The sequence below is a fragment of the Bacillus sp. FSL E2-0195 genome (assembly GCF_038003645.1).
GTDB lineage: Bacteria > Bacillota > Bacilli > Bacillales > Bacillaceae_G > Bacillus_A > Bacillus_A mycoides.
In genome coordinates this window covers 176,307-189,841 of record NZ_JBBOPN010000001.1, presented here as the reverse complement: position 1 = coordinate 189,841, position 13,535 = coordinate 176,307, and the positions used below count along the sequence as shown (strand labels likewise).

Here is a 13,535-nt window from a genome sequence, read left to right as displayed (position 1 = left end):
GACGTTACGAACAACACATTTAGGGAGGAAAGAACAATGAAGAAAAAAGTTGTACCTGTTGTTGCATCTGTTTTAGGGGCAAGTCTACTACTAACTGCTTGCGGGGGAAATAAAGATAATGCAGGCGGAGCAAAAGCGAATGATAAAGCACCTGATAAACAAGCGATTAACTTATCATTTGCTTCAGAAATTCCAACAATGGATGTTGCAAAAGCGACGGATGGGGAATCCATGAATGTAATGAGAAATGTTTTTGAAGGTTTATATGCTATAGGAGAAGATAATAAACCGATCCCTGGTGTTGCTGAATCGGTTGACATTAGTCCGGATAAAACAAAGTATACTTTCCATCTTCGTGATTCAAAATGGTCAAACGGTACTCCTGTTACAGCAAAAGATTTTATTTTCGCTTGGCAACGTGCCGTTAACCCTGAAACAGCTGCTGAATATGCATTCTTATTCTTTGATATAAAAAATGCGAAACAAATAAACCAAAAAGAAGTAGCAATCGATCAATTAGGCGTTAAAGCTCTTGACGATAAAACTTTAGAAGTACAACTGGACCGCCCTGTTCCCTACTTCTTAAGCTTAACGACATTTGCAACATTCTTACCAATCAATGAAGAGTATTTAAAATCTCAAGGCGATAAATACGGTTTAGAAACAAATCATTTAATTTACAATGGTGCTTTCACATTAGATAACTGGAAACATGAACAAAGCTTCCAATTGAAGAAGAACCCTAACTATTGGGATGCTAAAACTGTAAAACTAGAAGAAATCAACTTCAATGTCGTTAAAGATAAATCTACAGAAGTTAACTTATATGATTCAGGACAAATTGATCGTGTTGCTTTAACTGCGGAGTTTGTTGATAAGTATAAGAACGATTCCAACTTCAAGGAACGCGCTGAAGTCGGTATCCAATTCTTACGACTAAATCAGAAAAATGCAGTATTAAAAAATCAACATGCACGCCTCGCTATTAACGAAGCAATGAATAAAAAAGCGTACGTAGAAACAATTTTAAATAACGGTGCAATCCCAGCAGAAGGAATGGTTCCTGCGAAATTCGCAAAAAGTCCAGACGGTAATGACTTCCGTAAAGAGAATGGAAATCTAGTCAAAGATGATGTGAAATCTGCAAAAGAAAACTGGAAAAAAGCGAAACAAGAACTTGCTACTGACAAAGTAACAATTGAACTATTAACAAGTGATAATGCTTTAGCTAAAAAGACTGGCGAATATTTAAAAGGTGAATTAGAAAAGAATCTAGATGGATTAACAGTGACTTTAAAACCTCAACCACGTAAACAACAGTTAAAACTACTATTAAGTGGTGATTACGAAATCGGAATCGATGGCTGGGGCCCTGACTTCGCAGATCCTATTACATTCTTAGATCTATTCACAACAGATAGTGCTTATAACTTCGATAAATACTCTAACAAAGAGTACGACGAGCTTATTCGTAAAGTAAAAACTGATTTAGCTGGTGATGAAAAAGGTCGCTGGGAAGCAATGAAGCAAGCTGAAAAAATCTTATTACAAGATGGTGCTGTCGCTCCTTTATACCAACAAGGTCGCTCTTACTTACAACGCTCTTTCATTAAAGGACTTGTAACAACTGACTTCGGCGGTGAATTTAACTACAAGTGGACAGAAGTTGCAAAATAATAAACACTAGTAAAAAAGGTATCCCACGAAGGATACCTTTTTTACTTTATGCTTCTTTAACTACAGAACTTCCCCTCTTTACTATCACTTTTATACCTATAGTGATTCCCGCTACCAATTGTGTAACTAGTATAATAAGTAATAATGAAATAATATTTTCCGCTAAATTAACTCCACCAAATATTATTGTGTAATAACCATTCGCTGCATATGTTGCGGGAAATAATCCCGAACGGCAAACCTGTTTTTCCAATGCAGTGATAAATACATATGTATTAATACTAAGAAGACTAAAAGGACGATTATCAACTCTCTTCATAGCTCTCTTTTTGTATTGAACCAAAACTCATCATAAATATAACCATAAATATCAAATATGTTCTCCACGTCAAAGAAGGTATATGCCCTGACCAAAGATAACTAATTAAATAGTTGATTCCCATAATACACGATGATACTACTAAACTAATACTTATCAATTTCACATATTTGAGCATATCTTTTCTCCTTACTTTTTAATTTTCTATTTCTTCAAATTGCAGATTCACCGGCTCTTCTAGGAGTGTTTCATAAAAGTTTTCTGCCAAATCTGTTGAAGGAATTTTTTCATCCACTTCATCAAAACGAATACTATCTAGCCAGACACAGCCTTCTCCTGATAATAAAACACCAAGTGCTTCTTCTTTTATATCTAGTACAACCGAGTATGATTGCCAGTTATTCGTATTTTTAATTGGACGATTTTGCATGTTATCCATAGCAATAGGCTCTGTATCTTTTCCGTCTACTCGCATCCACAATCCTGCCCAGTCTTTTACATTTTCACTCTTAATAAATGCTGTTAAACGCAACTTCTTACCTACATATTTATCCGCTCGGAACATTTGCATTAATGTTGAAAACCCTCCGTGTGTAACGTTCTCTTTTCCTTTTATATATGCAGATACTTTTCCTTGATGAACAACTTCGTAATCTAAACCCATCTCATATTCAGCAGGATGACTTCCACTTAATACCCATCCTTTCGGTATACCTTTTTCCATTGAAACGCCCTCTCTTTCTATATAAAATGACTGGAAATATTTCCGATATTTTTTTGGTGGTAATTGAAACATTCTTTTAAAAGCTCTAGTAAATGCCTCTTGTGAGGAAAAGCCATTTTGCACTGCAATATCAATGACTGCTCTTTCAGTCGATACTAAAGCCTGTGCAGCATGAGTTAATCTTCTCTTACGAACATAATCCGTTACACTCATCCCAATATAACTTTGAAAAATACGATGAAAATGGTACATCGATACTGCCCCGTGAAATGCCACTCTTTCTGTTGTAAGCTCTTCATGTAAATGATTCTCTATATATTCGATTGCTTTTTTTATCATCTCTTTATATTCTTCATGCATTTCAGTACCTCCTTACAACTTCAATTTACCATATACATACAAATCATTTTTGATTTAAATTGCGGATTAATTCTTAAAGCTATAAGTAAATAATTTATTTTCAACACATACATAATTACATGAAATTGGGAAAAACTTTTATAGAACAAATTTACATAAGGAGGAATTTATAATGAGAATTTTACTATCAATTTTATTAGCTCTTATGCTAGTACCTGCATTAACAGGATGTAAAGCTCCTGCAAAAGAAGACACAACTTCTAATAAAAAGACTACAGAAGAGGCAAAAAACGAAGCTCCTGCTGATTTAAAGCTAAATTTCAATGAATTTGATTTAAAAGCGGACTATCAGGATACAAAGAAAGACTACGAAGCTGATTATAAAAATGTAGCAGCCGATAAAAAAATGGAAGCAAAAGTTGAAGACCATAAAGCAGATGTAAAATTAACAGGTGATGAAGCTATTACAAAATTAAGCCCTCTTCTACAAGAATTAAAATTCGATAAAAACACACCAGATCAAGAAGTAATCGATCAAGTAGTAAATGTATTCAAACTTGATAAAGACTATCAAAAATTCGCTTTAGAAGTTGTCTTCTCTGACGGAACGAAAAAAGAATATAAAAGAGAAATAAAATAAAGAAGTAGGCGGTTGCCTACTTCTTTATTTTTTAATTTTTACGTATCTTAGTTCTGGACTAGAACCGATAATGAATTGGACGCCAGATACTGATGATTTTTGTAAATACGAAGAGCTTGGGAAAATAATTGGGATTAATGGTGTATCATCAAACATAATATCTTCTGCTTTATGCAATAGGTCAAAGCGCTTATCTTCGTTTTGTTCAACTTCTGCTTCTTTTACTAAAGCGTCAAATTCTTTATTATGCCATTTTGCATAGTTGTTTGGACCATCACCTGCATATAAATCTAGTTTAGTAATTGGATCTAATAGAGAGCCGCCCCATCCCATATAAGCTAATTGGAAATCACTTTGCTTGTATGTGTCGATGTAACTCTTCCACTCTTTATTCTCTAATTTAATATCTACACCAAGATTTTTCTTAAACATTTCCTGCATTGCTTCTGCTACTTTTTTATGTTGTGTATCTGTAGTGAATTTTAATGTTACTTCAGGTAATGTAGACCAACCTTGCTCTTTCATGCCCTCTTCTAATAATTTTTTCGCTTCTGCTGAATCGAATTTTACGTAATCGCCTTTTTCTTTACGGAAATCACGACCACCTTGTGTTTTTGCTCCTTCTGGAACGAATGCATATGCTTCTTGTGCATTATTTTTATACAATTTTTCAACGATAAACTTACGATCAACCGCTAATGAAAATGCCTTACGTACTTTCGCATTTGTAAACGGCTCTTTTTCTACGTTAAAGGAATAAATATAAGATGAGAATCCTGCAACACGCTTATATTCTTTGTTTCCTTTTTCTTTTTCAATCATCTCTTGTGGTAAACCACTTAGTAAATCTAATTCTTTTGACTTGTACAATTGGTACGCTGTTTTAGAATCTGGAATAATACGAAACTCAATTTCTTTTAATGTTACCTTTTTATCATAGTATTCTTTATTTTTTTGTACTGTAATAGCTTGGTTATGCTTCCATTCTTTTAATGTGAATGGTCCGTTCGTAATTAACTCTTTTGGATCTGTTTTTAATTTATTATTATCATCAATTGATTTTTTAGATAATGGAATAAATAATGAACTTGCTAATTTTTGTTTAATAGAAGCAACTGGGTGCTCAAGTGTTACCTTTAATGTTTGAGGATCAACGACTTGAATACCAACTTGTCCTTCTTCACCTTTTCCAGTATTATATGCCTCTGCTCCTTTAATAAAATACATTTCTGTCGCATTCATAGAACCCGTTTTCGGATTTAATAATCGCTTCCAGGCAAACTCAAAATCATTTGCTGTAATAGGAGAACCGTCCGACCAGTTAATATCTTTCTTTAAATGAATTGTATATTCAGTTCCATCAGCGTTTACTTCTTCTTTCTCTGCTAATTCATTTTGATATTTCCCGTCACTATCTTGCGTATATAAACTTGAAAACAATTGCCCAATTACATAACCTGACGTGCTATCTGTCGCAATGGCAGAATCAAGCGTATACGGATCGCTACTAATATTCGTTACTAATCGATCGCCTTCACCCTTACCAGCACTCGCCTTTTGCGTCTCTTTCTTACCGCAAGCAACAGAAGTAATTGCTAAAACAGTCATAATGACAAACAGTAAAAACTTCTTCATCCTACATTCTCCTTTAACCTGAAATTTTTGGTGTTGATGCTAATAATGTTTTTGTATAAGAATGTTGTGGATTACGGAATACTTCGTCCGTATATCCAAATTCAACAAGTTCTCCTTTGTATAAGACAGCCACTTTTTCACATAAATAGTGAACCATCGGTAAATCATGCGCGATAAATAAATATGTATAGCCTTGTTCCTTTTGAATCTTTTGCAACAAGTGCACAATTTGGATTTGAAGTGAAACATCTAATGCTGAAATTGGTTCATCAAGGATTAAAACTTCTGGCTCACATAATAACGCTCTTGCAATAGCAATACGTTGACGTTGTCCGCCGCTAAATTCGTGTGGATAGCGATCAATATATCGTCTATCTAATCCAACACGCTCTAGTGCATCACCTGCGACTTTATCTTTCAATCCTTTATCGCCTAAACCGAATGAAATATAGCCTTCTGTTACAATATCGCGTACTTTCCAGCGCGGATTTAATGCCGCTGTGGAATCTTGAAAAATGAACTGTACTTTCTGTAAGAAACCCCGCTTATGAGCTGACTTCAGCTTGTGAACAACTTGACCGTTATAATCAACTTCACCAGACGTTGGACGCTCGATCCCAGCTATGAGCTTACCAAGTGTTGTCTTTCCAGAACCACTTTCCCCAATAATGCCAAGCGTTGTTCCTTTCGGGATAGAAAGTGATATATCTTTTAAAGCTGCGATTACTTTATTTTTACTTCCATACGTTTTCGTTACTTGCTTTACAGTAATTAAATCTGTCGTCATGAGGCATTCACCTTCTCTTTTGATTTCGCTTTATTATGCTCCAGAATATGTTGCCAGCAATGTGAGCTATGCTCCTCAGAATATGTCGTTCTCTCTGGGAAGCGATGAATACATTCTTTTATCGCTACAGGACAACGATTCACAAGCGGGCATCCAAAACTATTTAACGTTTCAATTGAAGGTGTTGTTCCCTCAATTGCTCTAAGTACCTTTTCTGAATCATCCATATTCGGAATTGCTTGCAATAAACTTTTTGTGTAAGGGTGCTTAGGTGAGCCAATTACTTCTTGAATCGTTCCTTTTTCAACAACACGTCCCCCGTACATAACTACTACTCGGTCAGCTACTTCACGTACAAGTGCCAAATCATGTGTAATTAATAAAATACTCGTATTTTGTTTTTCCTTTCTTTCTTTTAACAACTCCATAATTTGCTTTTGAATCGTTACATCTAATGCTGTTGTAGGTTCATCTGCAATAACGAGCTTCGGGTGACAAGCAAATGCAATTGCTAAACAAATACGCTGCCTCATACCTCCGCTCAATTGATACGGGTATTGTTCAAAGCGTTTCTCTGCTTCATGTATCCCTAAATCATTTAGTAAGTTAATCGCAATTTCTTTCGCTTCTTTTCTCGATTTCTTTTCATGTTGCAAAATTACTTCTGCAATTTGTTTGCCTACCTTCATCGTTGGGTTTAAAGATGAAAGCGGATCTTGAAAGATAAAGGAAATATCTTTCCCGCGAATTTGATTCCATTCTGATTCTTGTAAACCAGTTAATTCCTTTGATTTGAAAGATACATTTCCATCATCAATATGAATTGATTCTTGATTTAAGCCGATAATAGATTGTGCTGTAACACTTTTCCCTGAACCACTTTCTCCGACAAGTGCAACTATTTCACCTTCGTTAATAGAAAAGGAAACATGCTTCACAATCGCTTGCTTACTATTCTCTTTTTCAACGGCCAACGTTACGTTTTCTAAAGATAAGATTTGTGCCATGTTTTTTCTCCTTTCGATTACGTTTTACGATTTTCGGATCAATTGCATCTTGCAAACCATCACCAATCGCATTAAATGCGAACATGATGAATGCAATCATGATTGCCGGGAAGAATAGTTGCCACCATTCTCCGCTTAGTAACGTCCCAAGTGCATCGTTCGTCATCGTGCCCCAGCTTGCCGCCGGTGATTGTACTCCAAGTCCGATAAAGCTTAAAAATGATTCTGAGAAAATAGCTGCTGGAATGGTAAATGATAAATTTACGATAATAATCCCTGTTAAGTTTGGAATTAAATGCCCATATATAATTTTCATATGAGGTGTACCTAATCGCTCTGCTGCAATAACAAATTCTCTTTGTTTTAAAGACAAGACTTGCGCTCTAATGAGGCGTGCCATGCCAATCCATCCCGTCAATGCAAGGGCGATAATAATTGTAAAAAGGCCTGGTTTCATAACAATTAATAGTAAAATAACAATTAACAAATATGGAATACCGTATAACACTTCAATCCCTCTTATAATCCACTCGTCAATTAACGTTCCAAGACGATTACGTCCTCTCACATATCCACTAAAGCCACCAATTAGTACACCTAGCCCAATATCAAGAGCTGCTGCTACCAATCCAACTGTTAATGAAATTTTCCCACCAGCCCAAGTACGCGCCCAAATATCTCTCCCTAAATCGTCTGTTCCGAACCAATGCTCACTACTAGGCGGTAAGTTAGTTGCTTCTTTTACTTGTTCACTCGCAGTAAATGGTGTTAAACTTTCGCCAATAAGCGAGAAAACAATAATTAGTAATAACGTCACTGCCCCTAAAACTGCTATAGGGTTTGATATAAACTTGCGAAACACTTCCTTTTTCCGGCTAATCGTTTGCTGATCTTTATTTATCGTTAATTCTTTTTTCTCTTCATTCGTTAATAACTGGTCATTAATTTCATAAGCCCCCATTTAAACATCACCCTCCTTACGTAATAGAACGAATGCGCGGATCAACAATACGATGAATGATATCTGTAATAAAAATACATACAATTAATAGCGCACTATAGAAAATGGTTGTTCCCATAATCACCGGATAATCTCGGTTGAAAATACTGTCTACAAAATATTTTCCTAAACCAGGAATTGAAAAGATTTTTTCAATAACGAAAGTCCCTGTTAAAAGTCCAGCCATTAATGGGCCAACAAATGTAAGTACCGGAACAATCGCATTTCGAAGAGCATGTCTTATAATGATTTTCTTAATTGGTATACCTTTCGCTCTCGCTAGCTTAATATAATCACTCTGCAACACTTCAATCATATTAGAGCGAACAAATCTTGTAATAACTGCAATTGGTCCTAACGCTAATGCGAAGGAGGGTAATACAGTATGCTCAAATGTTCCCCAAGACGCCACTGGTAGTAATTCAAATTGTATGGCGAATACTTGTATAAATAGCGGTGCTAAAATAAAACTAGGAATAGAAATACCGAGAATCGCAAGCAAGCTCACACTATAATCAATCACTTTCCCATGATATAGCGCGGCAAATGTACCTGCGGCAATTCCGACTAACAATGAAATAACAAGTGCTTGTAAACCAATAATTGCCGATGGTCCAAAACCAGTTGTTATAATTTCCGATACACCTTGACCTGTCGATTGAACAGATTCACCAAAATCAAAATGAACTACCCCATCCAAATAAGCAACATACTGATTCCATAACGGTTCATCAAGGTGATACTTCGCTCTCATGTTTTGTATTACTTCTTCAGGAAAGATTTTCGCATCTGATGAAAACGGATCACCTGGAATAATATGCATAATTAAAAATGTTACTGTCGTAATGACCCATAGCGTGAATACCATAACCGATAGTTTTTTAATAACATACACTTCAATAACCCCCTAAACAAATGAATTTACTTTGTTTTATTGACATATTTGTTGCCATTACTCCTTCTCTACTTCTTAAAACACAAAAAGCCTTGATCTTAAAAAATAAGATCAAGGCTTAATAAACGAAGGCCCATCACTTATCTTTCAAGACTTGCTTGCTGGAATTAGCACGGTGTTCCTGTTACAGAACCCGCTGCTGAGGTGTCATAGGGCCAGTCCCTCTACCTCTCTGGATAAGTAAATTGCTATATTATTATTTGGTTCAAATTGGATATATTTAGAAAAATCAGTTTTTAATAGCGTTATTTCTTAAAATCACTACTTTAGCTTATAATAAAATTAATTACTTTAAAGGAGTTATAAAATGGATCCACTACTTCTGGCTACTATAGGATTGCCATTAACAATCGTCATACTCGTCATCATCGGCTTCTATAAACTCTTCATTAAAAAGAAAAGCATCACTTCTTTTTACACTCCATTCGATAATATTACTGGACAAACAATTTCAGAATTTCACGAAGAACAGAAGATATTAGTATCCGAGGATGAAGGCGGAGATGGTAAAAAGAAAAAATAACCTTGCGCATACGCAAGGTTATTTTTTCGCCTCTGTTTGAAAGCGTTTATAGTATGTCGATGCTGTTGCAAAATTAATTTCTATATCACGAATTAATGATGAATCTTCTTCTTTAGCTAACTTCTGTAATTTTTTCATCGCTTGTTCCGATTCATTCAAGAAACCAACATATACCTCATGTTCTTGCTCTTTCGACTTTGGAACACGAATTTCTTTACGTATATTATCAATATCTTCTAACATGCTCGTTGTTACCTTTTGCACATCTTCTTTATATGTAGCATTCGTTATTTCCTTACCGCCCTTTTCTTTTGCCACTTCAAATAACTGTAACGCCTTATTAATTTCTTTATTTATTTTCGCATCATATTTTTCATGTACTGCGCTGTATTCTTTCATTTCTTCTGTTTGCTCAGTGGATTGCTCTACCTTTTCTTTCGGTTCTTTCGGTTCTTTCGTATCTTTATTTCCATTACATCCTGCTAGAAGGATCATACTTCCCATTACAGCAATACCCAAAACCTTCTTCATCTCGAATTCTCCTTTTATCTACAGCTATTACTCATTATAGTTTCTTTTATCTCCACTTGTTATTATACCGAGAACGCCCCACTTTTTACACTTAAGACGATATCTTAATATACATACCAACATTTTTGTCACAGTATCGTCACTTTATGCAAATAACTTTTGCATCACCTTACAACACTGTATAAGTTATTTCAAAGAAATGAAAAAAGAGCTGATTCAACACATGTTTGAATCAGCTCTTTTTTATAAATTAAGCCTCTAAATTTTGTCTTTGTTGCAGTTCAAACTGCTTCTCACTTCTTCTGGCCATAAATAGATAACATAACACAGCACCAATTTCACAAAGCGCTATCACAACCCCCATCGGTAATGCGGTATTGCTTCCGCCAATACCTACTAATGGTGCAACAAGTGCTCCTGAAATGAACTGTAATAAACCTAGTAAAGCTGATGCTGTTCCTGCTGCTTGTTTTTGATTTCTCATCGCTAACGAGAAGCCGGTTGTTGATACAACCCCAACACTTGATACAACAAGAAATAGCGAGCATAAAACACCGATTAGCCCTATTCCTAATACGATTGTAAGTAGTAATGATAGACCGCCAACAGCCGCAATAATAATACCAGCAACAAATAAAGTTTTCTCATTAACTTTCCCTGCTAAACGGCCCGTAACCTGACTAGCAATAATAATACCGATACCGTTAATCGCAAAGAATAAGCTAAATTGCTGTGGTGATGCTCCGTATATGTTCTGCAACACAAACGGTGAACCAGAAATATAAGCAAACATTGCAGCTGTTACTAATCCTTGCGACAATGCATACCCCATAAATAAACGATCTTTCAGAAGCTTTCCGTATGTTGCAAGCGTTCCTGATAATCCACCTGTCTCTCTTTCTTCAGGAGGTAATGTTTCACGTAATACGAAAGTAGCTGATATTAGCATGAATACACTAATTGCTCCAAGAACGATAAAAACGCCGCGCCATGATGTGAACTGTAATAATTGCCCTCCAATAATCGGTGCCAAAATAGGCGCTGCTCCGTTTACTAACATAAGCAGTGAGAAAAACTTCGTCATTTCAGAACCTGAATACATATCACGTACCATTGCACGTGATATAACGATACCAGCAGATCCTGAAGCACCTTGTAAGAAACGTAAAAGCACTAAACTCCAAATCGATGGTGCAACAGCACAAAGTAAAGAAGAAGCAACATAAATAATAAGAGCGATAATAAGAGGTTTGCGTCTTCCGTAAATGTCACTAATTGAACCAATAAATAACTGCCCTACTGAAAGCCCAAGCAGACAAGCAGTTAATGTAAGCTGCGCGAGGGATGCACCCGTTTGTAAATCATCCGTTAACTTTGGTAAAGAAGGCAAATACATATCAATAGATAATGGCCCAATTGCCGTAAGTGTCCCTAATACAAGAATCATCCATAACCTGTTTGTCTTTACAGGTTTATATATTTCGTGATTAACTCCATTCACTTTTTCCATTCACCCTTTCATATAAACACTTAATCGTAACAATTATAGTTACAACATGAATATACGTCAAGTATACCGTATTTTCCTGTTTAATAATGTAAAAAAAGCGATAGAATCTCTATCGCTTTACTTTTTCAAATTACTATTTGTAAATTTAGATACAGATGCCATCATTTCTCCTGTGTCTAAATATGTGATTTGAATTGGATCTCCTACTTCTGTAAACATTGCATATGGGAATTTATTCGCCGGTACCATGAATACTTTTTGCTCGTTTTCTAATAGTACGTACACAATCGTATTTTCACCTGATTTTTCTTTATACACACGTTGTACAGTACCTTCTTTTTGCGCTTCTTTCCCATTTGAAGTCGGTCTAAATGAATCACCACTTCCGCTCAGCGCATTTTTATAATTCTCAAGTGCTTCTTTTTGCGTTGAACCTGTTGCAAACACTTTTGCATTAGAAGCATATATGACAGTATGAGCACGTACTAATCCTCCGTCATCAATAACAGGTACAATCCAAGAAGGTTTACCGTACACGTTATAAATAACCGGCATCGTTCCGTGCCATTTCTCTCTCTTAAAGGAATTATCCACTACTTCTGTAGCAGCCGAACCATCCATAATTCCCTTTACTTCTTTTCCATTATAGTAATACAACTTACCTGTACGCGCATCAATAAGCGAATAGCCTAGTGCAGAATCTACTCCTTCTTTCGGAGAGGTGAAATCAGTAAAATAATATAACGTTCCATCCTTACCGAAGATTGGTGTAACTCCTTCTTTCGTTCCCCACTCAGTCGGAATCTTCATATCCGTTTGTGAGAATTTTGTATTCCAAAATCCGTGAATATATTTACCAAAATACGTATTTAATGTAGATGCAGTCTCGTGATTTAATACGCCATCAACGAATTTAGGTGCCTTTCCTTTGTCGTATCTTTTCACTTCACCTGTTTGTGCGTCTACTACTACAACACCTTCTACTTCAAATCCAGATCTTCCTGAAATAAATTCACCATACGTCATTGTATAATACGGTTTCCCTTTATCATCAACTTCAAATTTTGGTTTCCCTTTAAAAACTAAATCTGGCTCTGCTTTTCGAACGACACGTTCTAATTTATTACCGAAAAACATGCTTGGCACATATTTCATTTTATAACCAAGGTGCAGTTTCGCTTCCGCATCAGGATTCGTACCTGACATCGTTACGTACCCTGGAATTGTCTCAGCTTTACGTGCTTTAAAAAATCCTGAAACTTCAATTGGTGCTACATATAAGGCCTCGCCATTTACCATTTGTGGCGTTAATTCTCCTAGCTCAAAATAAGCTACTTTCGGAATATCCCCAAATACTTTTTTCATCTTATTCTCCGCTGTCTTTGGCGGCACTGTAAACGGCTGATCATTTTCAGTAAATGGCTCTGAAATATCTTTCTCGATCTTCACAACAGAATCATATTTTTTTTGCGTGATTACTATATCGTGCAAATAACCAAAATAGCCGTAACTTGCGAGTAAAACAAACATTAGAAGTCCCTTTAACGTACCTTCTAATTTCCCTACCTGCTCTTGTGAGAATAAAACAAGCCCAATTAAAATCGCTACTGCAACAGAATAATGAGTAAGAATAGAATCTGCTCGATCATCAATTAGCCAGAAATATTCATAGATTGCAATACCTATCCAAAATAAAACAGGAATAACTAAAATAGATGATTTCTTACCCTTTACAACTTTCTCATTTCCTCCTTTATCCACCGCGCGAATTTTATTACCGCTTCTAGTCCATGGAATCAAAAACAAAGTGAGAATAGCTAAAACTATAAATTTCATCAAAGGCAATGTCCCCTTTTCTTTTGTCTTC

At 35.8% G+C, this 13,535-nt stretch carries 14 protein-coding genes and 1 riboswitch; of the genes, 3 read left to right on the top strand and 11 right to left on the bottom strand.

Features of this window, described 5'->3' with window-relative positions; genetic code table 11:
* Positions 1-36: 36 nt before the first annotated feature.
* A complete protein-coding gene (locus MHH59_RS01095) occupies positions 37-1,677 on the top strand; it encodes a peptide ABC transporter substrate-binding protein (RefSeq protein WP_078178050.1) in 1,641 nt (546 codons plus the stop codon).
* 46 nt (positions 1,678-1,723) lie between these two features.
* Here the strand turns inward: MHH59_RS01095 and MHH59_RS01090 are convergent, their stop codons facing one another.
* The 3 genes from MHH59_RS01090 to MHH59_RS01080 are packed head-to-tail and all read right to left on the bottom strand — an operon-like array spanning position 1,724 to position 3,080.
* Entirely contained in the window at positions 1,724-1,996 is a 273-nt protein-coding gene (locus MHH59_RS01090; protein WP_002091435.1) for a hypothetical protein, read from the bottom strand.
* A complete protein-coding gene (locus MHH59_RS01085) occupies positions 1,983-2,174 on the bottom strand; it encodes a hypothetical protein (RefSeq protein ID WP_002124741.1) in 192 nt (63 codons plus the stop codon). Before MHH59_RS01085 ends, MHH59_RS01090 begins: the two co-directional genes overlap by 14 nt.
* 18 nt (positions 2,175-2,192) lie before the next feature.
* On the bottom strand, positions 2,193-3,080 hold the full coding sequence (locus MHH59_RS01080) for a helix-turn-helix domain-containing protein (protein WP_098632669.1): 888 nt from the start codon (positions 3,078-3,080) through the stop codon (positions 2,193-2,195).
* A gap of 172 nt (positions 3,081-3,252) precedes the next feature.
* On the opposite strand from MHH59_RS01080, the gene MHH59_RS01075 reads away from it, so the two are divergent.
* Positions 3,253-3,720 (top strand): YusW family protein, encoded by a 468-nt coding sequence (locus MHH59_RS01075; RefSeq protein ID WP_002187526.1) that lies wholly within the window; start codon positions 3,253-3,255, stop codon positions 3,718-3,720.
* 24 nt (positions 3,721-3,744) lie between these two features.
* Here the strand turns inward: MHH59_RS01075 and MHH59_RS01070 are convergent, their stop codons facing one another.
* From MHH59_RS01070 to MHH59_RS01050, 5 genes are read right to left on the bottom strand one after another with little or no spacing between them, the layout of a single operon-like run.
* A complete protein-coding gene (locus MHH59_RS01070) occupies positions 3,745-5,355 on the bottom strand; it encodes a peptide ABC transporter substrate-binding protein (protein ID WP_002124737.1) in 1,611 nt (536 codons plus the stop codon).
* A gap of 13 nt (positions 5,356-5,368) precedes the next feature.
* The gene (locus MHH59_RS01065) at positions 5,369-6,142 is read right to left on the bottom strand and encodes an ABC transporter ATP-binding protein (protein WP_340850758.1); all 774 of its coding nucleotides are present in this window, start codon (positions 6,140-6,142) and stop codon (positions 5,369-5,371) included.
* Positions 6,139-7,149, bottom strand: coding sequence for an ABC transporter ATP-binding protein (locus tag MHH59_RS01060; protein ID WP_340850757.1), 1,011 nt, complete (start codon positions 7,147-7,149; stop codon positions 6,139-6,141). Before MHH59_RS01060 ends, MHH59_RS01065 begins: the two co-directional genes overlap by 4 nt.
* Entirely contained in the window at positions 7,106-8,110 is a 1,005-nt protein-coding gene (locus MHH59_RS01055) for an ABC transporter permease (RefSeq protein WP_002169315.1), read from the bottom strand. Before MHH59_RS01055 ends, MHH59_RS01060 begins: the two co-directional genes overlap by 44 nt.
* A gap of 16 nt (positions 8,111-8,126) precedes the next feature.
* Positions 8,127-9,044: an ABC transporter permease gene (locus tag MHH59_RS01050; RefSeq protein ID WP_002140132.1), complete on the bottom strand. Its 918-nt coding sequence runs from the start codon at positions 9,042-9,044 to the stop codon at positions 8,127-8,129.
* Positions 9,045-9,181: 137 nt separating this feature from the next.
* Positions 9,182-9,287, bottom strand: a riboswitch (SAM riboswitch).
* A gap of 124 nt (positions 9,288-9,411) precedes the next feature.
* Here MHH59_RS01050 and MHH59_RS01045 point away from each other — a divergent pair.
* Positions 9,412-9,627, top strand: coding sequence for a DUF3951 domain-containing protein (locus MHH59_RS01045; protein WP_340850756.1), 216 nt, complete (start codon positions 9,412-9,414; stop codon positions 9,625-9,627).
* An 18-nt stretch (positions 9,628-9,645) separates the two neighbouring features.
* On the opposite strand, the gene MHH59_RS01040 is transcribed toward MHH59_RS01045, so the two are convergent.
* From MHH59_RS01040 to MHH59_RS01030, 3 genes are all read right to left on the bottom strand, one after another.
* The gene (locus MHH59_RS01040) at positions 9,646-10,158 is read right to left on the bottom strand and encodes a hypothetical protein (protein WP_002187529.1); all 513 of its coding nucleotides are present in this window, start codon (positions 10,156-10,158) and stop codon (positions 9,646-9,648) included.
* A 250-nt stretch (positions 10,159-10,408) separates the two neighbouring features.
* Positions 10,409-11,668, bottom strand: a complete 1,260-nt coding sequence (locus MHH59_RS01035; protein WP_003186924.1) for a multidrug effflux MFS transporter — start codon at positions 11,666-11,668, stop codon at positions 10,409-10,411.
* A 117-nt stretch (positions 11,669-11,785) separates the two neighbouring features.
* Positions 11,786-13,504 carry a DUF3981 domain-containing protein gene (locus tag MHH59_RS01030; RefSeq protein ID WP_033733706.1) on the bottom strand — a complete coding sequence of 573 codons (1,719 nt, stop codon included), beginning with the start codon at positions 13,502-13,504 and terminating at the stop codon, positions 11,786-11,788.
* Positions 13,505-13,535: the final 31 nt, after the last annotated feature.

Bases quoted from the DNA above. Each gene is read 5' to 3' on its own strand.
- MHH59_RS01095 (WP_078178050.1), top strand. From the start codon at position 37: ATGAAGAAAAAAGTTGTACCTGTTGTTGCATCTGTTTTAGGGGCAAGT.
- MHH59_RS01065 (WP_340850758.1), bottom strand. From the start codon at position 6,142: ATGACGACAGATTTAATTACTGTAAAGCAAGTAACGAAAACGTATGGA.
- MHH59_RS01075 (WP_002187526.1), top strand. From the start codon at position 3,253: ATGAGAATTTTACTATCAATTTTATTAGCTCTTATGCTAGTACCTGCA.
- MHH59_RS01045 (WP_340850756.1), top strand. From the start codon at position 9,412: ATGGATCCACTACTTCTGGCTACTATAGGATTGCCATTAACAATCGTC.
- MHH59_RS01035 (WP_003186924.1), bottom strand. From the start codon at position 11,668: ATGGAAAAAGTGAATGGAGTTAATCACGAAATATATAAACCTGTAAAG.
- MHH59_RS01085 (WP_002124741.1), bottom strand. From the start codon at position 2,174: ATGCTCAAATATGTGAAATTGATAAGTATTAGTTTAGTAGTATCATCG.
- MHH59_RS01080 (WP_098632669.1), bottom strand. From the start codon at position 3,080: ATGCATGAAGAATATAAAGAGATGATAAAAAAAGCAATCGAATATATA.
- MHH59_RS01090 (WP_002091435.1), bottom strand. From the start codon at position 1,996: ATGAAGAGAGTTGATAATCGTCCTTTTAGTCTTCTTAGTATTAATACA.
- MHH59_RS01070 (WP_002124737.1), bottom strand. From the start codon at position 5,355: ATGAAGAAGTTTTTACTGTTTGTCATTATGACTGTTTTAGCAATTACT.
- MHH59_RS01030 (WP_033733706.1), bottom strand. From the start codon at position 13,504: ATGAAATTTATAGTTTTAGCTATTCTCACTTTGTTTTTGATTCCATGG.
- MHH59_RS01055 (WP_002169315.1), bottom strand. From the start codon at position 8,110: ATGGGGGCTTATGAAATTAATGACCAGTTATTAACGAATGAAGAGAAA.
- MHH59_RS01060 (WP_340850757.1), bottom strand. From the start codon at position 7,149: ATGGCACAAATCTTATCTTTAGAAAACGTAACGTTGGCCGTTGAAAAA.
- MHH59_RS01040 (WP_002187529.1), bottom strand. From the start codon at position 10,158: ATGAAGAAGGTTTTGGGTATTGCTGTAATGGGAAGTATGATCCTTCTA.